18 protein-coding genes and 1 pseudogene are annotated in these 23,985 nt (G+C 38.4%); 4 read left to right on the forward strand and 15 right to left on the reverse strand.

Annotated elements, in window-relative coordinates; all coding sequences use genetic code 11:
- From pstC to OOA_RS14850, 10 genes are all read right to left on the reverse strand, one after another.
- Positions 1-957: a phosphate ABC transporter permease PstC gene (gene pstC, locus OOA_RS14805; RefSeq protein WP_008912969.1), complete on the reverse strand. Its 957-nt coding sequence runs from the start codon at positions 955-957 to the stop codon at positions 1-3.
- A gap of 109 nt (positions 958-1,066) precedes the next feature.
- Positions 1,067-2,110, reverse strand: coding sequence for a phosphate ABC transporter substrate-binding protein PstS (pstS, locus tag OOA_RS14810; RefSeq protein WP_008912970.1), 1,044 nt, complete (start codon positions 2,108-2,110; stop codon positions 1,067-1,069).
- Between the two features lie 703 nt (positions 2,111-2,813).
- Positions 2,814-3,629: a hypothetical protein gene (locus OOA_RS20650; protein ID WP_008912971.1), complete on the reverse strand. Its 816-nt coding sequence runs from the start codon at positions 3,627-3,629 to the stop codon at positions 2,814-2,816.
- A 255-nt stretch (positions 3,630-3,884) separates the two neighbouring features.
- Complete coding sequence (locus tag OOA_RS14820; protein WP_008912972.1) at positions 3,885-5,141, reverse strand: PTS galactitol transporter subunit IIC; 1,257 nt, start codon at positions 5,139-5,141, stop codon at positions 3,885-3,887.
- A 373-nt stretch (positions 5,142-5,514) separates the two neighbouring features.
- On the reverse strand, positions 5,515-6,507 hold the full coding sequence (locus OOA_RS14825) for a 2-hydroxyacid dehydrogenase (RefSeq protein WP_008912973.1): 993 nt from the start codon (positions 6,505-6,507) through the stop codon (positions 5,515-5,517).
- Between the two features lie 125 nt (positions 6,508-6,632).
- On the reverse strand, positions 6,633-7,394 hold the full coding sequence (locus OOA_RS14830) for an SDR family NAD(P)-dependent oxidoreductase (protein WP_008912974.1): 762 nt from the start codon (positions 7,392-7,394) through the stop codon (positions 6,633-6,635).
- A 23-nt stretch (positions 7,395-7,417) separates the two neighbouring features.
- Positions 7,418-8,971: an FGGY-family carbohydrate kinase gene (locus OOA_RS14835; protein WP_008912975.1), complete on the reverse strand. Its 1,554-nt coding sequence runs from the start codon at positions 8,969-8,971 to the stop codon at positions 7,418-7,420.
- A 253-nt stretch (positions 8,972-9,224) separates the two neighbouring features.
- Entirely contained in the window at positions 9,225-9,782 is a 558-nt protein-coding gene (locus OOA_RS14840; protein WP_008912976.1) for a glycerol-3-phosphate responsive antiterminator, read from the reverse strand.
- Positions 9,783-9,925: 143 nt separating this feature from the next.
- Positions 9,926-10,720 (reverse strand): class I fructose-bisphosphate aldolase, encoded by a 795-nt coding sequence (locus tag OOA_RS14845; RefSeq protein ID WP_008912977.1) that lies wholly within the window; start codon positions 10,718-10,720, stop codon positions 9,926-9,928.
- Positions 10,721-11,638: 918 nt separating this feature from the next.
- Positions 11,639-12,451 carry a hypothetical protein gene (locus OOA_RS14850; protein ID WP_008912978.1) on the reverse strand — a complete coding sequence of 271 codons (813 nt, stop codon included), beginning with the start codon at positions 12,449-12,451 and terminating at the stop codon, positions 11,639-11,641.
- Positions 12,452-12,674: 223 nt separating this feature from the next.
- Between OOA_RS14850 and OOA_RS14855 the strand changes: the two genes are divergently transcribed.
- Entirely contained in the window at positions 12,675-13,277 is a 603-nt protein-coding gene (locus OOA_RS14855; protein ID WP_008912979.1) for an RBBP9/YdeN family alpha/beta hydrolase, read from the forward strand.
- Between the two features lie 224 nt (positions 13,278-13,501).
- Here OOA_RS14855 and OOA_RS14860 read toward each other — a convergent pair whose 3' ends face one another.
- From OOA_RS14860 to greB, 5 genes and pseudogenes are all read right to left on the reverse strand, one after another.
- Positions 13,502-14,059 (reverse strand): RBBP9/YdeN family alpha/beta hydrolase, encoded by a 558-nt coding sequence (locus tag OOA_RS14860; protein WP_008912980.1) that lies wholly within the window; start codon positions 14,057-14,059, stop codon positions 13,502-13,504.
- A 130-nt stretch (positions 14,060-14,189) separates the two neighbouring features.
- A pseudogene (locus tag OOA_RS20915) lies at positions 14,190-14,954 on the reverse strand (arylamine N-acetyltransferase family protein).
- Between the two features lie 507 nt (positions 14,955-15,461).
- The gene (gene envZ, locus OOA_RS14870) at positions 15,462-16,796 is read right to left on the reverse strand and encodes a two-component system sensor histidine kinase EnvZ (protein ID WP_008912983.1); all 1,335 of its coding nucleotides are present in this window, start codon (positions 16,794-16,796) and stop codon (positions 15,462-15,464) included.
- On the reverse strand, positions 16,793-17,512 hold the full coding sequence (gene ompR / locus OOA_RS14875; protein WP_008912984.1) for an osmolarity response regulator transcription factor OmpR: 720 nt from the start codon (positions 17,510-17,512) through the stop codon (positions 16,793-16,795). Before ompR ends, envZ begins: the two co-directional genes overlap by 4 nt.
- Before the next feature lie 125 nt (positions 17,513-17,637).
- On the reverse strand, positions 17,638-18,123 hold the full coding sequence (gene greB, locus OOA_RS14880; RefSeq protein WP_008912985.1) for a transcription elongation factor GreB: 486 nt from the start codon (positions 18,121-18,123) through the stop codon (positions 17,638-17,640).
- A gap of 304 nt (positions 18,124-18,427) precedes the next feature.
- Here greB and OOA_RS14885 point away from each other — a divergent pair, with 304 nt between their 5' ends.
- The 3 genes from OOA_RS14885 to feoB all read left to right on the forward strand — a co-directional run bounded on the left by OOA_RS14885 (position 18,428) and on the right by feoB (position 23,975).
- Positions 18,428-20,758 carry a Tex family protein gene (locus OOA_RS14885; RefSeq protein WP_008912986.1) on the forward strand — a complete coding sequence of 777 codons (2,331 nt, stop codon included), beginning with the start codon at positions 18,428-18,430 and terminating at the stop codon, positions 20,756-20,758.
- Between the two features lie 610 nt (positions 20,759-21,368).
- Positions 21,369-21,599 (forward strand): ferrous iron transporter A, encoded by a 231-nt coding sequence (gene feoA / locus OOA_RS14890; RefSeq protein WP_008912987.1) that lies wholly within the window; start codon positions 21,369-21,371, stop codon positions 21,597-21,599.
- Positions 21,600-21,653: 54 nt separating this feature from the next.
- Positions 21,654-23,975 (forward strand): Fe(2+) transporter permease subunit FeoB, encoded by a 2,322-nt coding sequence (gene feoB, locus OOA_RS14895; protein WP_008912988.1) that lies wholly within the window; start codon positions 21,654-21,656, stop codon positions 23,973-23,975.
- The last annotated feature ends 10 nt before the right edge of the window (positions 23,976-23,985 follow it).

The following is a 23,985-nucleotide window of genomic DNA, read 5'->3' on the forward strand; positions in this document are numbered from 1 at the left end:
TTAACGGCCCTCGTTCTTCGCTAGACGCATAACCATCAGTTTTGATATCGCCAGAACAATGAAAGTGATCACAAACAGAATCAAGCCAAGCTCCATCAACGCAGCAGTGTGTACACCACTATCAGCTTCAGCAAACTCATTCGCAAGAGCAGAAGTAATACTGTTACCTGGCATAAACAGAGAGACGCTATCCAGTTGATAAGTGTTACCGATCACGAAAGTCACAGCCATCGTTTCACCTAATGCACGACCAAGGCCTAACATGACTCCCCCTATTACCCCATTACGGGTATAAGGCAGAACAATATTCCAGATTACTTCCCATGTGGTACAACCGATACCATATGCGGACTCTTTCATCATGACAGGTGTTTGTTCAAACACGTCACGCATAACCGAAGCAATATAAGGAATGATCATGATAGCGAGAATAATACCTGCTGCCAAAATACCAATCCCGAACGCAGGACCAGTGAAGAGCTCTCCAACAATGGGAATACTCGACATCACATTGCCAACAGGTTCTTGGAAATATTCGGCAAATAGCGGTGCGAAAACAAACAGCCCCCACATACCGTAAACAATACTTGGAATTGCCGCGAGAAGCTCAATAGCAATACCTAATGGGCGCTTTAACCAATTAGGAGCAAGTTCCGTCAAAAATAGAGCAATACCAAAGCTCACTGGCACGGCGATAATAAGAGCGATAAGGGAGGTCACGATAGTGCCATAAATCGGCACTAAGGCACCGAATTGTTCAGCCGGAGCATCCCACTCTTTAGTCCATAAAAACGAAAACCCAAATTTTTGCATGCTCGGCCACGATGCAAAAATAAGGGAAATTATGATGCCACCAAGCATTAATAATGTTATTAGCGCCGCAATCTTTACTAGTGCGCTAAATATCACGTCGCCTGACCTGCTCGGTGCTTTAAATGCCGTTATTTTTTCGGCCATGTTTTTTGTCTCATCCTACACCTACTTTACTAGTAGGATTTTCTATCTATGTTAGAAAGCGGATGTTAACCCTAAGCATCCGCCTGCCACTACCAATCCAAATGTCATTTTAGAACAGTGATTTACCTTGGCTATCTTTAACTTCTGTCTTCCATGCTGCACGTACTGCTGTCACGACTTCTTGTGGCAGGATAGCATAATCAAGCGCTTCTGCTTGCTGACCACCTTTCTCATATGCCCAGTTGAAGAAATCAAGAACAGCTTTACCTTTCACTGCATCCTCTTGGGCTTTATGAACCAAAATGAATGTCGTTGATGTGATTGGCCATGCATTTTCACCATCACGATTAGTCAAATCCTGAGCGAATGACTTAGACCAGTCGACTTTCTTCGCTGCGGCGCTGAAACTTTCACCCGTTGGAGAAACTGCCTTACCATCTGCTGAAATCAGTTTAGTGTAAGCAAGGTTATTTTGTTTAGCGTAAGCATACTCAACATAACCAATAGAACCCGGTAAGCGTTGAACAAAAGCAGCGACACCATCGTTACCTTTACCACCTACGCTATTTTTCGGCCAGTTAACTGTTGAACCGGCACCAATCTCATTTTTCCAGCTTGAGCTAACTTTATCTAAATAACTGGTGAAAACGAAAGTTGTACCTGAACCATCAGAACGTCTTACCACTGCGATATCTTGGTTTGGTAAGCTAACACTTGGGTTTAACTTGGTGATTGCAGGATCATTCCATTTAGTGATTTTACCAAGATAGATGTCGCCTAATGTTGCACCATCTAAGGTCAATTGACCTGATTGAACGCCTTTTACGTTAACCGCCAGTACAACACCGCCTATCACTGTTGGGAATTGGAACAGGCCATCTTCTTTTAGTTTTTCTTCCGTCAATGGCGCATCAGACGCACCGAAATCAACGGTTTTTGCATTAATTTGTTTAACCCCACCAGAAGAACCAATCCCCTGATAGTTCACTTTATTACCTGTTTCTTTTTGATAAGAGTCCGCCCACTTAGCATAAACGGGAGCAGGGAATGTTGCACCTGCACCTGTTAAGTTAGTGGCAGCAAAAGAAGACATCGCAGTCATTGAAAGAGTTGCTGCCATTACGCTAGCTAAGGTTGTACGCATCATTTTCATAATCCCTCCGGGGATGTATAGAAACAACTAAGTGTAAATTGTTGGTGAAAGTCACAGGAGGAAAAATAGGACAATTTGGTTACAGCAACATGTCTTATTTATGACAGTTTTATGACAATCGCATCATTGATAAGCAATATTGAGAGACAATCTAAGAGATAAAAAATAAAATGATAATAAAATCAATAAATCGCAACAAATCCTGCTAAAAATGAGTACTGAAATAAAAATGACAAACTGTCACATAAAAGTCGTCGTTCACACTTTATTAAATAAACAGGCTTGTTATACCCAGAATAATGCAAGTTGCATGTCGATGGCCAATGGAAATAACTGAGGAAGCAATCAATGACCTTATCAGGACTATAACTTTAATTGCGCATTTGCCTGCTTTTAATATGTTAATCCAAACAAAAAGACAGGCAAATTATGGATGAGGAAAACTTTACTGGGTTAGAACACACATTGCATGAGGATTTACGACATTTCTCGCTAAAAAATGAAGTACGCAAATCCAAAACAGGAAATAAGCAATGAGTCGTTTTATTGTTGATTATTAAAAGTGATTGCGTAAACGACAACTTTTAATCAATAGGCAAATACACAGAATTATTTACGAGGTTCCTCTACAAAGTTTAGAGCCATTTGTGCAATAACCATATTCACGTGTAATGCTTGATTACATTCTATCCCCGACGAGTTCTTAATTTTCAGTATTTTTATCTTCTAGTAACGATTCTACAGCCTCAGCAATATCTTCTATTTCAACAGTAGATCCTTTCTTATGGCGCGCAAACCATTCGGTGAGTTCAGCCAGCACTCCATCCATACTGGTTTTTGTATCACCGCTCGTTGCCAATACCTTTACATTCTTTTTACGATAATAGTTCGTAGGTTGCTCTCTTATATTTTTTTCCTGACCATTTTTAGTGGGCAGAGTTTCTATGGTTTGTGTAAAACCAGACCTTGCTGCTAGTGTTGCTTTCAGCTCGGCTAAGAATGCGTCCCTACATGATAAGTTTTGTATTGGCGTATAAGCGTTGACGGGTACTTTAGTGATATTTTTGTGGTTATCTGATGGTACTGATTTCTTAGAATCTACCTCTGTACTTATTGGCTCTTCTAATTTATCCATGAAAGCACCACCATGCCTCTTGCTAAATCCCTCTTTCAGCTCAGCGATTATATCAGCCCAACATATTGTCTTTAATGATTGAATATAACTATTGTTATCCGTTCTAACTGCTTGATCTAGAATATTACATTCTTTCACTAAACCAGATTGTGGCGGTGGCGGTGGCGGTGGCGGTGGCGGTGGCGGTGGCGGTGGATTATCGTTTTTTTTTGATGATGGAAGCATTGGTTTTAGCAGTGGAATATTTGTTTTTTCCTTTTCTGCATCAGTGACACGCACAACTTTATTCACTAGAGGTTCTACATCATGTGACCGTGAACACTCTGATGTATTATTTGAGAATTTGCTATGAGACACTGCATTAAAATCTACACTCTTGACCATTAAGCTCACCTTGATGTATTAATTATCCTTCAAAATACATACAAAATTACAATCCATCTTATAAAAAACGATTATATATTTATAAATATCCTTATTTTATTCTCAATGCAGTCAAGAAAACTTTATTATTAAGTATTTAAAATTAAGCATTTTGAAATTAACACAGTGAATTAGCTAATTTTACTCGCAATATTATTATGGATGGTAAAAATAATATAGCCAACCTATTAACGATAATAAGTTGGCTATTATGGCTTATTTAGCGATCAATTCACCTATTTTAACTGCTGCCCAACCTGCTGGAGTCGTTGCACCACCAACAATATTAGTCATTTCTGAAATACCCTCTGGCACTGGAATATTCGAGTTCACCGCAGCTTGCGTGTATTCTGTGGAAATATCTGTTCCGACATAATAAATAGACGTCAGCACTAATGTGCCACAGATAAACATTCTGAACATATTACGCTTACAGAATGGAGTTACCATAGCTAATAGAAACATCAGTGAAGCAAGATCAACGAAAGGTAGAACTTTATTACCCGGCAATACGAATGCCAATACTATTGCCATTGGAATCAATAGCAATCCTGTTGCTAGCACAGAAGGTTCGCCAATTAATAGCGCGGTATCCATCCCAATATAAAAATCACGATTCGGGAATTTCTTTTTCAATTTAGCTTCAACCGCATCACGAACGATCAACAACCCTTGTACTAATATTTCGATCATTTTTGGTAACAGTAACATAGCCGCTGAAACAGTCACTGCCAATGCAACAGATTCACTAAGTGGGTAACCAGCCATTAACGCTAATACTAGTCCTAAAATAAATCCGAGAGTCAAAGGTTCCCCAAATACCCCAAACTTTTTATTAATCATTTCTGGTTCTAAATTAATTTTATTTAATCCAGGAATTTTTTCGATAATATAATTGGTCACAATTCCAAATGGTACATACATAATGCAGGTTAAATGAGGGAAAGAGATCCCTTGCAAATTATAATTACGTTGTAAATAAGGTGCTGTAATATCCGCTGCAACTAATGTCCCAATAAATATCACATAAGTAATACCGATCGACACCCAATAACTTTCAGTACCTGCATAAACGACAGAACCTACCAATAAAAATATCCAGTAATTAAAGATATCTATATTAATAGTTTTAGTTAATTTAAAGAGCACCATTACCAAATTGATAACAATAAAGCCGATAACCACCGGTAACATAATTGGCGAACCCCAGCCAATAGTCGATGCTGTCGGCCAACCAGTATCAACAACCGTAAGGTTAAGTCCCATTTTTTCAACCATCGATTGTGATGCAGGGCCAAGGTTAGAAAGTAGTAAGTTAATGACTAAACCTACACCGACAAACCCAATTCCAACCAACATACCTGCTTTAAATGCAGTACCTATTTTAACTCCAAAACATAATGCGATAATAAAGAAAATAATCGGCATCATGACTGAGGCGCCAAGACCAATGATGCTATTAATAATGTCCATAGTTTTTCCTCAAATCCCCATTATTATTTAAGTTTCAGCGTATATCTGCCGTCTACTAGAAAACCATTCATTCTAACTTAAATTATTTCGGGTCTTCATCTGTTATATTTTACATTATGAAATTATCAATTATAAATTTAATTTTTCCATTAATTACATTCCTATATATTGAAAATCTATAATGCAAATTATTTACAGTATATTTATGTAGGGTACAGGGTGACCACAAAGAATGTGTTATCACCCTATCGTTTTATTTATATTTATTTTAATTACTGCCTTTTATAGTTTAAAATGCATATTTCATTAACCATCAAGTTATTATCGCCATTATATATAACCACCTAATAGTTTGGTTTTCATGCAGTCTTAATTATAATTGTTTTAAAAATAAATCAGCAAATAATTTTGGCGTATTACTGAAAGCATCTAATGTACTGCCTGCCATATGTGGAGTAATCGTCACATTATCCAGTAAATAAAATTCGCTATCCTCTTTTAATGGTTCATCATCAAAGGTATCAATGGCAGCCCCCATAATGCGCTTTTCTTTGAGTGCTTGCAGTAAATCGTGTTCATTAACCAACCCTGAACGAGCTGTGTTAATAATCACAACGGTTTTTTTCATTAATTTAAAGTGTTTTTCATTTATTAAATTTTGAGTTTCTGGCGATAAACGCGCATGCAGTGAAATAACATCAGCCACTTTAACCAGCTCTTCTAATGACTCAACTTTGGTATAGCCTTCACAATGATCAACATACTTATCGTAAAAAAGAATATTAGCATCAAAGCCTTTGAGGAATTTAGCGACCAGTTGTGCGATATGCCCAAAGCCGATTAAACCTATTGTTTTTCCACCAATTTCGGGGATCACATTAGCATTCGGGAAATCTTTGCGCCAATGTTTATCTTTCAATGCATCATGAGCTCGAGCAATATTACGTGTTTCAGCGAGGATCATTCCCACCGTAAATTCCGCAACACTACGCGCATTACGACCCGGCGTATTCATGACTTTAATGCCTTTTTCTTCAGTATACTCTTTGTTTATATTTTCAATGCCACCACGTAATACGCCGATGCACTTCAGCTGTGGTAATTTATCAATAACAGCTTGGTTGATAGGCGCAAACTGAGTGATCACCAGATCAACATCATGTAGATCAGAATATAACTCCTCGGGTAACGTAACAGCCTCCGCACCATGTTGCTCTACTTGCAGATTATCCTCTTGCAATTTTTCAATCGAAGAATGATCCCACTGACGTACAATGACATCAAACCCGTGTTGACGTAATTTTTCTAATCCTATTTCCATCGTTGGTTTATCTATAAATAGATCAGCAATTGCCAGACATTTCATTTTTTTCTCCAAACTATTCGACTCATTTTTGTTGATACCCAAAATAATTCGAGCTGCATATCATGAGCACCGCACTTTAGCGACACATGCCATGAAATTAGAAATATGATGGGCACATAGACTTTTTAACGCATTAACATACCGCCAGTTACATCAATGGTGGCACCCGTCATATAGCTGGCTTTCTCAGAAACTAAAAAAACGCCAATGTCGGCAATTTCAGATGGGGATGCGACACGCCCTACAGGAATACGATTTAGGTAGTACTGTGCGTTTTTTTCAAGATTGCCACGAACCATGTCAGTATCCATCATGCCGACAGCAATGTTGTTAACATTAATACCTTGATTCGCGACTTCACGGGCGAGAGAAATTGAGAAAGCAACTAGCCCTGCTTTACTCGCAGCATAATGAGAATGACCGGTCGTTGAACCATGAAATGCAGCTTGAGAGGTGATATTCAAAACTGATCCGGTAATTTGCTTAATTAAACAATGGTTCACAAATAATTGGCTAAGGTGGAATACTGATTTTAGATTCACATTCATCACACGATCCCAATCTTCTAGCGAGATATCCGTCACTTTGCCTGATAACCAAATCGCGGCATTATTGATAAGAATATCGAATTGACCAAAAGTATTTAGCCCTTTTTCAAATAGTGCTTCAATCTCTTGGCTATTCCCCAAATCAGTTTGAATTGCAGCAACTTTTCCATAACCTAAACTATTCAGTTCACTAGCTAACGCCAAGGCCTCTTCAGGGTGGCTACGATAGGTAAAACAAACATTTACCCCCTCGTGCACTAGTGAACGTACAAATTCACGGCCAAGGCCTGTAGCACCACCAGTGACTAACGCATTTTTACCTTGTAAATTGAGTTCCATGGTAAGTTTTTTCCTTGTTTATATTAAGCTTCAACGGCTTGTTTTTTGACCGTACTACATGATTTCCAAGTTGCCTGCATATCATTTAACATCTTCTTATATAAAGCATATTTTTCTGCATATACTGCTTTTTTATCCGGTTGGGGATGAATCACCTTGGAAACTTTAACCATCGACTCACAAGCTGCGAATACATCAGGGAAGTAACCCGCCATTACTGCTGCTGTCATTGCTGTACCCAGAGTCCCATGCTCTTTCACATCAACGATTTCGAGTTGGCATTGGAATATATCAGCAAAAATCTGTAGCCAAACGGGTGAATGAGTAATCCCCCCAGCAATACGGATCACATCACTAAGTTGTGGATTAATATTACGAAGCCGTTCAACATGATAAAGGTGACTAAAAGCAACGCCTTCATAAATAGCACGTAAGAAATGTGAGCGTTGATGAAAACTAGTAACCCCTACAAACCCAGCTGTCGCATCAGGGATCGTATTAGAACCAAATACAAATGGGAAAAACATTAATCGGCTTTCATCCGCCGTAGTGATATCAACTAATTGATTACAAAGTTCGTATACTGAACTACCTTTGGCTTCCTCTAAATGCTTATCAGCTGCCATAAAATGGGTAATAAACCACTCTAAGTTACTTGCAGAGGTTGGGCTAGCTTCCGTGATCTGCCAGCGATTTTCCATTGGATAAATCGACGTCATGAACAAGTTTTTATCAACAACAGGTTTATCGGTGACATACTCATTGATGCTCCACGTTCCTGCTACAATCGCCAATTTATTGATTTGATTAATACCGGAGGCGAGAGAAGAAGCTGAAATATCAAAAACACCGCCAGAAACCGGTGTGCCCGCTTTTAAGCCTGTCAGAGCTGCAATGTCTTCCGTGATATGTCCGCAGCAATCCGTTGAAAGCTTAATCGGTGGTAATTTATCTTTCCAAGATAATCCCCCCCAGAAAGCCAGAATTTCATCGTCATAACATCTATCGCGCACATTGATCAGATTAGTACCTGATATATCTGTCAGCTCTTGGTAAGCTTCACCAGTAAGGCAAAAGCGAATTAGGTCTTTAACCATAAAAATATAGCGAGCGTTGTTGAGTGATTCCGGTTCGTTATCTTGCAACCAAGCCAGTAAGGCTACAGGCTGCCCAGCCCAAATGGACTGCATGGTTTTCGGAAGAATATCACTTTCAAATTTTGGTGATTGATACCAATTTTCAACATAGGATTTGGCACGATTATCTGTCGAAATAATACCGTTTCGAGTTGGTTTTCCATGCTCATCAACAAGATATAAACCATTGCCATGACCTGTCACCGAGATACCAACAATGTCACCAGCATCAATGTTCGATTTTTTTAATACTTCCTTGATAACTAAGATATTAGATTGCCAAAGTTCATCAATATCCCTTTCCGTAAAGAAAGGTTTTGGTGTAATCATTCGAGTGGTGTTTGAGGCAATGGAAAGTACTTGGCCTTCCAAATTATAAATTGCAGCTTTAGTGACCGTGCCGCCGTTATCAATGCCCATGATATAGTAATTTTTTTTCATGATGAGCCTCTCTTATATCTTTCATATTCCGTATTACGGCTTTGTTGATTACATTTGTGAGCTCTAACTTTTAATGCTCCCACTGTTATCTTCTAGCTGTAACACGAACTACTTTGGATATAGGTCTTTTATATATTATGTTGTAGGGTATACCTGCCATATTTCATACCGCATCTTTGTTAACTGCGTTCGTAATTCTTAAACATATACTTATCTATGTTCTTCGTGCAGCTTGAAATAGGACAGGAGATATTTACCATAAGGTATGTTCACTGGTTGTAATGCCGTTAAAGCCGGTATAAAAAATCTTCTCAACTTGATACTTTCTTTTTACAAAACCGCCTGCAATAAATTGGGTATTGGCTTGATTAAAGCTTCTTTTTAATAAATCAAAACATGTGCAAGCATATTCAGCGGGTAATAATTCAATTGCATCAACATCGACAGAATTATTCTTTACCATGTTGCTTGCTTGTTCGAGTGAACGTGAATCCATCAGTAACACTCGGAATATTGTGTCTAATCCTTCTTTTTTGGCATAACGCAGAGCTGTAAAATTTGAAGAAATAACACCATCAACTTTATAAAAATTCTTTAACACGGTAATGCCTGCTTGGTCAGGTTTGAATCCACCTAATAGCTCTAAATGAACTAATACCTTTTTTTCTGCTTTATGGCATTTCCCTATCATCGATTGCAAATTACCAATATCAGCATCTGGTAATAAGATATATTCGGAGCGACTTTTCAGTGCATGCTCAAAATATTTATAATTTCTGACTGATGGAATGATGGTGTTATTTAAATTCATAGGATTAATTCCAGTTAATTTTTATTTTGATATACGCATCATCCTTCGAGTCCCATGGGTTTTATCATCACTGAGACATTCAAGTTATATAATTATCTATATCCCTTGAGTTATCTTTATTTGATGCCTACATGTAACTCGAATTATTTTTGCGTATTATAAATTGCAAATGCCTCTTCTGGTGATGCACCTTGGTGGATAATTGCATTCAAACCAGCAACCATAGCGACGGGTTTCGGGTCCTGTGTAATGTTACGACCAACGGCAACGCCTTTAGCCCCCATATTCATACAGTGCTCAACAAATTTGAAGTAATTCAATGTATCGGTTTTTGGTCCCCCGAGAGCTAGTACAGGCACAATTGAAGCTTCAACAATCAAGTAATCATCTGGCGTACCAGAGAAACGAGTTTTGATGATATCTGCACCTAACTCTACGCCAATACGTGCAGCATCTGCGATCACTTTCGCTTCGTTAGATTCTGGGCTAGAGACTGCATAACCATAAGGGAGTGATTCAACGATAAATGGCATACCCCAAAGTTCAGCTTCTTTTGCAAGTCTAGCCGCCATTGCGTGGGTTTTTTCTTCATTAAATGCACCGGGGAAAGTCATGCATACCATACCGTCAGCATCTATTTTCAATGCATCTTCTGCACCAAAAACTTGTTGTGTATCAGGTACGCCGTTTTCATAAATACTCACTGTTGAATCAACACGCAGCACGATAGAAACATCGTTAAATGCGTCAGCATAATTTCTGGCCATCCCATAAGTGATTAATGCACAATCTAAACCATTAGCGACCAACTCAGGCATTCTCTTGATAGTCTCATCAATACCCGCAGTTTTGGTTGAGAAAAAATACCCATCTAATGCAAGTGTGACTGATTTACCATCTTGAGCAAAAATTTTCGATAAACGGCGTTGTTTAGACATAATGTTTCCTTATTAAAAATAAAAAAAGCCCTCAGAGACCGTTATGATCTCTGAGGGCTTTCGATTCACTGACCCTATTGTTTATATTTTTCACGCAAAAAAATACAAACATAAATATGTGTTAACCGCCAATCTTACTTTAATTTTTTTAATCTAAACATATCGATAAGAAAATTAATCAGTAAGTGACTTATTAAAGTTAGTTCTGCTTATAGCGATAATGAATTAAATTTAATAAGTCGTTTCGTTGCTATTATCTCTAACATATAAAAGTTTTCATTGTCTAATGCATGTTGCAATTTTGTGATTAAAATCTCGTTAAATATTTTATGGCATTTAATGCTGGCATTAAAAACCGATCAAATCCAATTGAATTTATTGATAAATTAATTCACTCATCGGTTTTTGAATTTAGCATACTCTTCTGAAAGTTAATTTTTCATTTTGGTTGATGAGAAGAGATACTAAACTCTAAATATTTATACAACATACTTCTCATTTAATGATCTTTCCCTAACAGATTCACTAATAAATTTTATATTTTAAAAAGCCGTGATTAACTCATTTATGTTAAGTCTCAAAATAGCGCCTTATTAATAAGATATTTTTATTAATAATAGTTAACTAGCTTTAGTTAGTTTTAATCCTATAGTCTCGAATATTGCTAAAGAATAAGCGCATTTTTGATGAGATGTAGGCTCATTTAACGAAGGAACGGCCTGAGGGTTAAGATAGGAAAGGCATGATATTGAGTTGAAAATTAAGCCTCTATTCTTAAAAATGAAGTCATAGATAAATTTTTTCGATCGTTGGTTGGGCCACATTGTAGCCCAACCATTTTATTCCTATCAGACTTCAAACTGAGTTGTTGTCTTCCTTCAGCAACAACGCTGAATTATTCAAGATGTTTAGAATAATTTAGATCAAACCTTCTTCACGTAACGCATCCTGAAAACGCTGAACTTCTTCAGGCGTCGCTTGAATTCTTTTTAGTGGTAAATCTAAAACATAAGGGATATTTTGTTGTGGATCACATACTGCTAAAACATGTTCACTTCCATTAAGTTCAAAAATAATTGGCGTCGTTTTCTTATTGCCTGAATATGCAATAGACTCTGATTTTCCATCTAAATCAAATTTATAATTGGCAATAATCATCTTATTGGTTGATATAATTTTCGCTGGAATAGCAATCAACTTTAACGGCTTAGAGCCAACAGATAATAGCGCTTTTTTAACCTTACCAGCCAATATTTGGCGCTTGATAAAGATAAAGATACAAAAGACAAATAAGGCAATCAGAATAAGGGTAGTCACAAAACGAAGCATGACATTATCAACCGCTATATCAACGGTTAATTTTGATCGGTCATTTCCGTCAGCTAAAGGCATAACCTCAATATCTCCACCATTGAACCCTAAGAAGGTAAAATTACGCGAAACTGAATGGCCTTGATAACTTAAATCAACGCTACAGTTAGTGATAACGAGCAAACTCGTCTTACATGACCCTTTAATATTGGCATCAACTGGAATTGCATTTTGACCAATTTTATAATCATAAGCGATATTAGGTAGTTGATATGCACAAAATAAGGTTATGGCAACCATGGCTATTATTAAGAACAGCGTACGTCCTATTCCACCATCGCCTTTCAATGGGCTAAGTTTTAATTCTCGAGAAGGAAATGCTTGTAATAAATTATCTGAAGGTTGAATGCTATTTTGCACGATGCAGTGTCCAATAATTGTAAATAAGCGGTGGATTATAACGATTTTTAAAATAGCGATAATAAGATTATTACCAAAAAATGGAGTAAACCGATATCATTGTTTATGACGAATTATCAATATCAACAATGATAACTTCATGATAAGCCAACATAGTATTTAAAGTGATATTTAATTATAATAGAGTGATAATTAACTTACGTTAATAAAAGGAAATTAAACCATGAATAATACCCACATTAATAATCAGTATTTAACGAACAAACAAATAATCATTATTCATGGATATACGGCTTCCCCACAAAAAAATTGGTTTCCTTGGCTAAAAGTGCAACTTGAACAGCTTGGAGCATCCGTATTTGTGCCTGAAATGCCTGATACACACGCACCGGACCCTACACACTGGTTACAGCATTTACAAGATAGCCAAATAGAACTTGATACGGAAACTATCTTGATTGGTCATAGCCTCGGCTGTATTACCCTATTGCGTTTCTTAATGGCACAGCAACAGCAAAATCCCAAAGTAGGTGGTTATATCTTGGTTTCTGGTTTTGCTGATGAGCAACAAACATTACCAGAATTAAAAGCACATACAAATTTCACATTAAATTATCCTTATTTAAAATCCGTATCTGATAACAGAATTTCTATCATTTCATCAAATGATATAATTGTTTCACCACAATCATCGATAACATTAGCTGATTTATTAGAAACAAACGTTATTACCGTTGAGAACGCAGGTCATTTCTTAGATAGAGAAGGATTCAGTGAATTCCCACTTATTCTAGATATCTTAAAGAATGGATTTCAAATAAGTTAAATTACATATCTAAGTAAAAAATAGCCTGAGGTGCATATAAAACGATGTGCCTCAGGTAGATCTAATTGAGCGACTATTTACAATATGTCCCGTGTAACTTTAAGCATAATAAATGTACTTAACTTTGATTTAATAATAATGTTGCATAACCCCATTCAACATGAAGCAATCAAAATTTGTGAGCCGTTGGAATCCATATCCCATCTCTTTTTGCGTCCTTAACATCACATTTCATCTTTAATAAATTGCTGTCCCGTAAAGTTAATAATCAAGTTCTCACCCTCCAGCCACTCCCCATAACCGGCCGCAGTGTGAAGATGCCCACCCCCTTCAATAACAATAATTTCACTTCCCCATTTTGAGGCTAACTCATGCGCTCGTGTGTATGAAAGATGCTCATCATTATCACTACAAATAAGTAAAGAGGGTATTGATAACTTTTCTGTCGAAAGTGGTCTTTGTTGATGCAATTCATCTAAGGCTAATTCCGAATCAACATCTGCAGGTGCAACTAAAATAGCAGCCTTCACTCTTCTATTTTCTGAACATGCTGCCCATTGAGCAACTGTAACGGCTCCACAACTATGACCGATAAGAATAATATCACCGATGGTGTTCTCTATCGTTTCATTAAGACGCTTTACCCATAGGTGATGGTTGGGACTATCCCAGTTATCTTGAATGACACGAATAACATTTGCATATTTTCTTTCTAGGAAGGACTGCCAGTGCTCTGGACCCGAATTTGTGTATCCAGGAACAATAATGAATGTCGTTGTCATTTTTTCCTCATAAATGAGTTAGTGTTGTGAACATAGTTCATCGCTCAACTATATGAATCACAGTATTATCTATATGCCTTGGGCTTTTGTTATGGGAATCATATTGCTCGATTCCTACATATCATTCGAACTATTTTTGGCATATTCCAAATCGTGAAAAAAGAAGGTTAGACATTTCTTCTTCACTTAAGATTTCTTTGATAGTAATCGACTGTCCCTTCACTTCAGTTAGCCTGTTATTACCTATACTGATTCTTCCTTCTTCGGTCGGTAGACTGGCAACTTCATTCGTATTTAGAAGGCTATTCGGTGAATACAGCGTATAAAAATATGCCATTTCAATGTCTTTAGCTGTCGTTTAAATATCATGAAAAGCATATATATTTTCCCAATCAGCGTCTGGTTTGCTATTTTCTTTTATTGATACGACCCATCCATAGATTTCAGACTTACTAATTCGAGAGGATAGAAAAGGATGCTTGTGCTCAAACCCATCTTTAAGCAGTAATAATCCTCTAGGCCCTCTAGCGCCAAAATCTACATCAAAAAGCCAATCCTGACCTTCAATAGAAATAATATATATTTGATGTGTTGCAGGTGTCATAGTCGGCAGGAAAAGTCGGGCAAGTCGAAAATGATATATAAAACCGACCTTTTCAAAAAAAGGAACTATCAATCCAGCAAACTCAAAATAAATACCACCTCTTTTATGTTCCAAAATAGCCTTTTTGGTTACCGAATATATTGAACTATGCTGAGCATTTTCTTTCATATTAAAGTTTTCAAAAGGAATGGTATAAAAATGAGAATAATGCAGCTGTGATAAGTAAATTAAATTTACCTTTGGCGGGTAAGATAGAGCTAATCGATTTATATAACTCCATATGTCTTTCATTCTGTTCTCACAGGTTATTTTCTATAGAATGTTATTATTCTCATGCCGATGGTAGGTAATAATATCTAACAAAACAACTTATTTTTTAATCTGAAAGATTATAAACGTTTATTATTTACATTTTAAATTAAAATAAAAATACGGAATGAATTAATATCAACTTGTTTTTTATATTGAAAAATAAAAAATTAAATTAATTAATTGAATTGATATAAGACAACATGATTAAAAAAATGACCGATAAGATTTATCTATTATTTTCGCCTATATTTCTATCATTCTTTTTTATTAATATTAATTATCATCACAACATAAATCCATTATAGATAATGTAATGACAATGATTTTAACCAGAGAAATTTCGTATATTATTCATGAATCGTGAAAAGAAGTGAGATAAAAATGAGGAAATATATAATTTTGATGGACTTAAATAGCCATTGAGTACAAAAATGTCATGACATAGATGACAGACAGCTTATCAGCAACCTTACTGCCATCCCTTTGTTATTCTTCTTCTTTCTCTTTTAATGGAAGAAGCGCTCGGATAGCGAAGCCGCCACGTTCACTTTTATGGATTTCGATACTACCTTCATGTGCATCGATAATCCGGCGAATAATAGCAAGCCCCAGCCCAGTACCTTTATTACTACGAGCTTTTTCGCCTTGTACAAAAGGTTGAAATAGACGCTGAATATCTTCTTCTTTGATACCAACACCATCATCTTCGACTTGGAACCAAACAAACTCTTCACTTTTACCGCTACTAACTTTTATCCAACCGCCACCATAGCGATGCGCATTCTCGATCATGTTTGTAATGGCACGTTTAACTGCTAGTGGGTTAGCATTGACAATAATGCTTCCTGGCTCAAATGCCGTTTCAATTTCACCCGCAACACTGGTTTCTGCGGTAACCACTTCATTCAAAATAGCATTGAGATCACAGAACTCCATGGTCATTTCCTGCCCTGTTTTCAGGTAGTCCATAAACTGACCAATGATTGCATCACACTCTTCAATATCTTTATTGATAGATTCAGCAAGATAACTATCCGCTGGATCCATCATTTCAGTCGCTAAACGAATTCGCGTTAATGGTGTACGTAGATCATGGCTGACGCCAGCCATCAAGATAGTGCGGTCATTTTCAAGGGTTTTAATTCCCGTTGCCATATGATTAAAAGAACGGATCGCTGCCCGTACTTCGGTCGCACCTTTTTCCTGCATTGCAGGTAATATGACACCTTTTCCGACTTGCCCTGCATGATACTCAAGTTCAAGTAATGGTTTATTTTGATAACGAATATAAAGCCAAACACCAGCAAAAATAGCCAGAAAGATAGCGAGCGTATAACGGAATACCACTGAAAATTGGTTTTGACCAATCTCGGTTAATGGAACTCTTACCCAAATATCGGGGGCAAGGTAGGAGGTTAACCATAAAATCGGATAATCGCGACCAAGTTCAAGACGAACTTGAGCCTCTCCTCCCATATACTCTGTCATATTTTCACTGAGAAAATCATACTCTTTCGCCCAATTCAGTCCTTCTGCCATTGCAGCTGATTGGGCATAGAAAGTAATGCCTAACTCATTGTAGATTTTTTTACGTAACTCGGGAGACACCCGTACTGTGGTTCCATCTTGCAGTACCATATTTTCGGTCATCAATGTTCGGACTTCATATGCCAAAACTTTATTGAATTGCTGCAAACTTGGCATCACAACAAAATTCAGCACCACCATATAGCTGGTGACAAGACTGGCAAAAAGTAATGCCACGAACAAAAATAATGAACGAGAAAATGTACTACGGCGAGAGAACCTCAGTCGCTTCATGCTTTACTACCGTCCGGTACAAAGACATAACCCAAGCCCCAAACTGTTTGGATATAACGAGGGTGAGCCGGGTCATCTTCAACCATACGGCGTAAACGTGAAATTTGAACGTCAATAGAACGTTCCATCGCACTATATTCACGTCCTCTCGCTAAACTCATCAGCTTATCACGAGACAATGGTTCCCTTGGATGCGAAACAAGTACTTTCAGTACTGCAAATTCGCCACTGGTTAAAGGCATATTCTCTTCACCTTGGAACATTTCGCGTGTACCAAGATTGAGCTTAAATTTACCAAAAGTGATAACCGCATCATCTTGTGAAGGTGCGCCCGGAAGCTCATTTGCTTGGCGACGCAGTACAGCACGGATACGCGCTAATAATTCACGAGGATTAAACGGTTTGGGAATGTAGTCATCGGCACCAATTTCTAGGCCAACAATACGATCAACTTCTTCACCCTTCGCCGTCACCATAATAATCGGGATTGGATTGTTTTGGCTGCGTAAACGGCGGCAAATTGACAGACCATCTTCACCTGGCAACATTAAATCTAAAACGATGAGATGAATGGATTCTCTCGTTAGAATTCGATCCATTTGTTCAGAGTTCGCAGCACTGCGAACCTGAAACCCTTGCTCTGTGAGGTAGCGTTCTAATAAGGCACGCAAACGCATATCATCATCGACGACAAGAATTTTATAACTTTCTTGCATTTTTTAGCCCTCAAGATGTGCAATCTATCAAATTATTCTTTTTGAGTAAGAAAAATCAAGTAAATATAAGATAGTTAATCCGCTAATTTACCATCAACTTGAAATTTAATGAATATTTTTACGCGTTATAAGCTAAGTTGCTTATAGCTGATCTCGAGTATTGCATAAATTGCAACCCCCCCCGGCGTATCGACACTAATTTCATCATCAACCTGCTTGCCGATTAGTGCGCGAGCCACTGGTGAATCAATTGAAATCCAATTTTTTGCTGGATTAAATTCATCAGCACCTACTAACCGGAATAATCTGATATTTTCATTTTCATCTTCCAGTTTAACCCATGCACCAAAAAATACACGTCCTTCTTGTCGTGGATCGGGTTCAATAATTCTCAACTGATCCAATCTTTTAGATAAAAAACGGATTCGCCGATCAATTTCTCGTAGCCGTTTTTTACCATAAATGTATTCTGCATTTTCTGAGCGATCGCCCTGAGCCGCTGCCTCAGAAACAGATTGCGTTACTTTAGGGCGCTCTTCTCTCCAAAGATATTTCAGTTCTTTGTCGAGGGTATCCCAACCTTCACGGGTAATTAATAGACTTTTCGTCATAACCTTCAACATGAGTAAATAAGTTTAATAATCTATAGATTATATACCTGAAATAATTTGAGTTGTATGTAACCAAAATCGGCTATCCCAAAAACGATGAATAACCCTGTGACTCAAGTCTCAGAGCACCATTTTCGATTAACAATGCACTGGATATAACGTGAAATATGGCGACTATCAATAACATTTATCGACAACTTTAGTGACATTAGACCGAACTTCGGTCTGGAAATTCTGTTCCTCAGCAAGTATAACAGTGCCATCAATTTTTTAACTGTTCTTTGTGTAGGTATTAAAAAGCGACATGAATGAAACTCTAAGTCAGATAATCGCAGCTGAGCTGCAAGCTCAGCCGAAACAGGTATTTTCTGCTATCACATTAATGGATGAAGGAAATACAGTCCCGTTTATTGCTCGTTACCGCAAAGAGGCCACTGGCGGGCTAGATGACACTCAGCTACGCCAATTAGAAAGCCGTTTAGGTTATTTAAGGGAATTGAATGAACGCAAGCAAACCATTCTTAAGTCAATCGAAGAACAAGAAAAACTGACTCCAGAACTTGCTTCAGCGATCAATAATACCCTGAACAAAACTGAGCTCGAAGATCTCTACCTGCCATTTAAACCTAAACGCCGTACACGTGGGCAAATTGCGATTGAGGCAGGATTAGAACCATTAGCCGACTCATTATGGAATAATCCAAGTCAGTCACCTGACGATTTAGCACAAACATTTGTAAATGTAGATAATGGTATCGCTGACAACAAAGCAGCGCTAGATGGTGCTCGTTATATTTTAATGGAGCGTTTCGCCGAAGATGCATCCCTTCTCGCGAAAGTTCGCGACTATTTATTAAAGAATGCACATATCGTTTCCAAAGTTGCTGACGGAAAACAAGCAGAAGGTGCAAAGTTCAGTGATTATTTCGAGCATCAAGAACCCGTCTCTCAAGTTCCTTCTCATCGTGCACTCGCCATGTTCCGCGGCCGTAATGAAGGTATTTTGCAGCTGTCACTCAATTGCGACCCTCAGTTTGAGGAACCACCAAAAGAGAGTTACTGTGAAGAAATCATCACCCGCCATCTTGATGTTAGACTGAATAATGCGCCTGCTGACCAATGGCGTAAAGCTGTTATCAGTTGGACATGGCGTGTAAAAATTCTGTTGCACCTTGAAACTGAAATTATGAGTTCATTGCGCGAAAAAGCTGAAGAAGAAGCGATTAATGTTTTCGCAAGAAACCTAAGCGATTTGCTGATGGCAGCACCTGCTGGCATGCGTGCAACAATGGGTCTCGATCCTGGCTTACGTACAGGCGTCAAAGTTGCTGTTGTTGATAATACAGGTAAAGTTATCGCAACTGATACTATCTACCCTCATACAGGGCAAGCTACTAAAGCAGCCGCTATCGTTGCCGCATTATGCCAAAAACATCATGTTGAATTAGTTGCCATTGGTAATGGTACAGCTTCACGAGAAACTGAACGCTTTTTTATTGAAGTACAAAAACAGTACCCTGATGTCATCGCACAAAAAGTTATCGTCAGTGAAGCAGGAGCATCTGTTTATTCTGCATCCGAGCTTGCCTCTCAAGAATTTCCTGATTTAGATGTATCAATACGTGGTGCCGTTTCTATCGCCCGTCGCCTGCAAGACCCATTAGCAGAACTGGTCAAAATTGATCCGAAATCTATAGGGGTTGGTCAATATCAACATGATGTCAGCCAAACACAGCTCGCACGTAAACTTGATGCGGTTGTTGAGGATTGCGTAAACTCAGTCGGTGTTGATCTCAATACTGCTTCAGTTCCCCTACTAACTCGCGTTGCCGGTCTGAGTAAAATGATTGCTCAAAACGTGGTCAACTGGCGTGACGAAAATGGCCGTTTCGATAATAGAAAGCAACTACTGAAAGTCACTCGTCTTGGGCCAAAAGCATTTGAGCAATGTGCCGGCTTCTTGCGTATTACCAATGGTGATAATCCACTGGATGCATCGACTGTTCACCCAGAAGCATACCCTGTTGTTGAAAAAATCCTTGATGCAGTTCGTCAACCTCTCAAAGAGATTATGGGTAATTCACAAGCATTGAATAGCCTCAGCCCACGTGATTTCACCACAGAGCAATTTGGTGTTCCAACTGTCACTGATATCATCAAAGAGCTTGAGAAACCGGGTCGCGACCCACGTCCTGAGTTTAAAACAGCGACCTTTGCTGAAGGTGTTGAAACCATGAACGATTTGACATTGGGCATGATTTTAGAAGGGTCTGTCACTAACGTAACTAACTTTGGTGCCTTCGTTGATATTGGGGTTCACCAAGATGGCCTTGTGCATATCTCATCGTTATCTAACAGCTACGTTGAAGATCCACATAAAGTAGTTAAAGCAGGCGACATCGTAAAAGTGAAAGTGATTGATGTTGATATCCCACGCAAGCGTATTGCACTGACAATGCGTCTTGATGAACAACCGGGTGATACAAATAGCTCACCACGTCGCTCAAATACCCCACAAGACAAAAATCCGCGTAAAACACAGCAGCGTGACATGTCACGAAAAAATAGCTCATCGTCATCAAGTAATAGTGCGATGGGTGATGCTTTAGCGGCTGCTTTTGGTAAAAAACGTTAATAATCAAAGCCTCGTTATCATACCGATTTTTGGTAATGGGGCTTTACCTACTTAATCACAAATTAGTAGCAAAAAAAATTATTAAAGCTTAATTTTTCGTAAAATAAATACACCAAAAATAATTTGTTATTCATACATTCATTGAATAAAGCTACTTTTGAGATATTTCATCAAATATTGATTCAATCCACCAGCACCCAAGATAACTGAATTTCAAACATATCATCACAGATATAAAAATATCGTCGAGTGTTTCTTTAGCTTACCTTCATTCCAAAAACGGGCTAACCCCCCTTTTAGTTGATCCACATCAATTCAATTTGACCAAAAAAGAGGCTAAATATAACGAATGGTTGATGATTATTATTCTCATTATTAATTAGATTTATTTCTGTTTACCCGTCGATTTAGCTTGTAATATGACAGTTATAAACAATAATTATTATTATTAATGTTTATACACAAAATAATTCAAGATGCATGTAGGCGACGAACGAAGCTAGTCTAGGAGCATAGATAACTATGTGACTCGGCTCACTGAGCGAAGTCAACACCCAAGCAACTTGAAGTATGATGTGTATATTATCACTTACGATAAATGGAAGGCACTATGCCACTACTTCCTCAACGCAGTTATAAAATACTTGGCTTCTCACCTGAGATAAATCCAGCTTATAGACAAAAACTACTCTCTCTTGGCTTATTGCCAGGCTCAATTTTTAAAGTGGTACGTTTCGCCCCTTTAGGTGACCCAATACAAATTGAAACTCACCGAGTTAGCTTAGTTCTCAGAAAAAAAGATTTAGCTCTACTCAATCTTGATGAAGCCACATCTGCTTAGAACCGCGTGTTGCTGTACCAAGTAGTTTTTTTATTTTTACTGTTGGTAAACACTATGAAACCACTAACTATCGGCCTGATTGGCAACCCTAATGCCGGTAAAACGACCCTATTCAACCAATTAACTGGTTCTCGCCAGCGAGTTGGTAACTGGGCAGGCGTCACTGTTGAAAGAAAGGTCGGGCGTTTTAATACTGCGGCATACAATATTGAGCTAGTTGACTTACCGGGCACTTACTCCCTAACAACCATTTCAGAACAAACATCACTTGATGAACAGATTGCTTGCTATTTCATTTTAAGTGGTGAAGCCGATATGTTAATCAACGTTGTCGATGCCTCTAACTTAGAGCGTAACCTCTATTTAACACTGCAATTGGTTGAGCTCGGAGTGCCCTGTATCGTTGCACTTAATATGTTGGATATTGCGGAAAGCCAGAATATTGAAATTGATGTTGAAAAACTTCAACATCAACTTGGTTGCCCTGTCATACCATTGGTTTCAACCCGTGCTACAGGAATCGATAAACTCAAACAAACCATTGATAGCAATCCACAAAATAATATGCAGGCACTAGTTGAATATCCTGCTGCTTTGTTACAAGAAGTAGACTCTTTATCTGAACAAATTTCTATACAGCAATTTAGTCAACAACAGCGTCGCTGGCTAGCACTACAAATTCTTGAAGGTGATATTTACAGTCGCCAACGTGCGAATATCAGCCTAGAACAACTTAGCAAGACACAACAGAATTTAAAAATTAATTTAAATGAAGAGCCTGAACTGTTAATCGCCGATGCGCGTTACCAGTCAATTGCCGCTATCTGTGATAATGCGATAAATAATAGCGCCGCAAAACCTAATCAACTGACACAATCCCTTGATAAATTCATTCTTAATCGCTGGTTAGGTGTGCCTATTTTCTTATTTGTCATGTACCTGATGTTCGTCTTGGCAATTAATATTGGTGGAGCACTACAACCCTTCTTTGAAGGTGCTTCCGAAGCTATCTTTATCCATGGGATCCAATGGGTTGGAGCTTACTTTGGTTTCCCAGATTGGCTGACCGTGTTCCTTGCTCAAGGTATTGGTGGCGGTATTAATACTGTGCTGCCACTTGTGCCACAAATCGGCATGATGTATCTGTTTTTATCTGTATTGGAAGACTCCGGCTATATGGCACGTGCCGCCTTCGTGATGGATAGATTAATGCAAGCATTGGGATTACCCGGTAAATCATTCGTCCCGTTGATCGTTGGGTTTGGTTGTAACGTACCGTCTATCATGGGGGCCAGAACACTTGATGCACCTCGTGAACGTTTGATTACCGTCTTGATGGCCCCATTTATGTCCTGTGGTGCAAGACTGGCAATTTTTGCTGTTTTTGCAGCGGCATTTTTTGGTAAGAGTGGCGCTAGTATTGTGTTTTCGCTTTATCTACTCGGAATTGTCGTTGCCATTTTAACAGGCCTGTTACTCAAACATACCTTAATGCGAGGTGAAGCTTCTCCATTTGTTATGGAATTGCCGGTTTACCATGTACCACATCTCAAAACGTTGCTTATCCAAACTTGGCAGCGCTTGAAAGGCTTCGTACTCCGTGCAGGTAAAGTGATTGTTATCGCAAGTATGCTTATCGGTGCATTAAATAGCTTCTCACTATCAGGTAACCCAGTTGATAACATTAATGATTCTGCTCTTGCATCCGTCAGTAAAGTCATCACGCCAGTACTAAAACCGATTGGCGTACATGAAGATAATTGGCAAGCGACTGTGGGTTTAATTACAGGAGCGATGGCAAAAGAAGTGGTGGTTGGGACATTAAATACACTCTACACCGCAGAAAGCATTATCAACGAACCTTTTGATCCTGAATCATTTAATTTGTTAGAAGAGCTACAAGATGCTGTATCCGAAACGTGGGACAGCCTGAAAGAAACGTTCACACTCAGTGCTCTATCTAACCCTATCGAAGCAAGTAAAGGCGATGGAGAGATGGATTCTGGCTCAATGGGGACAATGGCATCGAAATTTGGCTCTGGTATCGCGGCCTATAGTTACCTGATCTTTGTTCTACTTTATGTACCTTGTGTGTCGGTGATGGGAGCTATTGCTCGTGAGACCAATAAAGGATGGATGACTTTCTCTATCTTATGGGGCCTCAATGTGGCTTATAGCCTTGCGGCTCTGTTCTACCAGACCGTAACCTTTAGCGAACACCCACAAAGTAGTTTGATCACAATTGTGGCTGTTATCCTGTTTAATATTGTGCTGTTTGCCCTACTACGTCAAATGCGTAGCCGAGTAACACTCAATCTTAAAAGCCCTACCGCAGGTCAGTGTTCTGGGTGCTCAAATAATAAAGCCTGTCATTAAGGAAGTTAGT

Origin of the sequence: Providencia burhodogranariea DSM 19968 (assembly GCF_000314855.2) — a bacterium.
Classification (GTDB): Bacteria; Pseudomonadota; Gammaproteobacteria; order Enterobacterales; family Enterobacteriaceae; genus Providencia; species Providencia burhodogranariea.

Bases quoted from the DNA above. Each gene is read 5' to 3' on its own strand.
- pstC (WP_008912969.1), bottom strand. From the start codon at position 957: ATGGCCGAAAAAATAACGGCATTTAAAGCACCGAGCAGGTCAGGCGAC.
- pstS (WP_008912970.1), bottom strand. From the start codon at position 2,110: ATGAAAATGATGCGTACAACCTTAGCTAGCGTAATGGCAGCAACTCTT.
- OOA_RS20650 (WP_008912971.1), bottom strand. From the start codon at position 3,629: ATGGTCAAGAGTGTAGATTTTAATGCAGTGTCTCATAGCAAATTCTCA.
- OOA_RS14820 (WP_008912972.1), bottom strand. From the start codon at position 5,141: ATGGACATTATTAATAGCATCATTGGTCTTGGCGCCTCAGTCATGATG.
- OOA_RS14825 (WP_008912973.1), bottom strand. From the start codon at position 6,507: ATGAAATGTCTGGCAATTGCTGATCTATTTATAGATAAACCAACGATG.
- OOA_RS14830 (WP_008912974.1), bottom strand. From the start codon at position 7,394: ATGGAACTCAATTTACAAGGTAAAAATGCGTTAGTCACTGGTGGTGCT.
- OOA_RS14835 (WP_008912975.1), bottom strand. From the start codon at position 8,971: ATGAAAAAAAATTACTATATCATGGGCATTGATAACGGCGGCACGGTC.
- OOA_RS14840 (WP_008912976.1), bottom strand. From the start codon at position 9,782: ATGAATTTAAATAACACCATCATTCCATCAGTCAGAAATTATAAATAT.
- OOA_RS14845 (WP_008912977.1), bottom strand. From the start codon at position 10,720: ATGTCTAAACAACGCCGTTTATCGAAAATTTTTGCTCAAGATGGTAAA.
- OOA_RS14855 (WP_008912979.1), top strand. From the start codon at position 12,675: ATGAATAATACCCACATTAATAATCAGTATTTAACGAACAAACAAATA.
- OOA_RS14860 (WP_008912980.1), bottom strand. From the start codon at position 14,059: ATGACAACGACATTCATTATTGTTCCTGGATACACAAATTCGGGTCCA.
- envZ (WP_008912983.1), bottom strand. From the start codon at position 16,796: ATGAAGCGACTGAGGTTCTCTCGCCGTAGTACATTTTCTCGTTCATTA.
- ompR (WP_008912984.1), bottom strand. From the start codon at position 17,512: ATGCAAGAAAGTTATAAAATTCTTGTCGTCGATGATGATATGCGTTTG.
- greB (WP_008912985.1), bottom strand. From the start codon at position 18,123: ATGACGAAAAGTCTATTAATTACCCGTGAAGGTTGGGATACCCTCGAC.
- OOA_RS14885 (WP_008912986.1), top strand. From the start codon at position 18,428: ATGAATGAAACTCTAAGTCAGATAATCGCAGCTGAGCTGCAAGCTCAG.
- feoA (WP_008912987.1), top strand. From the start codon at position 21,369: ATGCCACTACTTCCTCAACGCAGTTATAAAATACTTGGCTTCTCACCT.
- feoB (WP_008912988.1), top strand. From the start codon at position 21,654: ATGAAACCACTAACTATCGGCCTGATTGGCAACCCTAATGCCGGTAAA.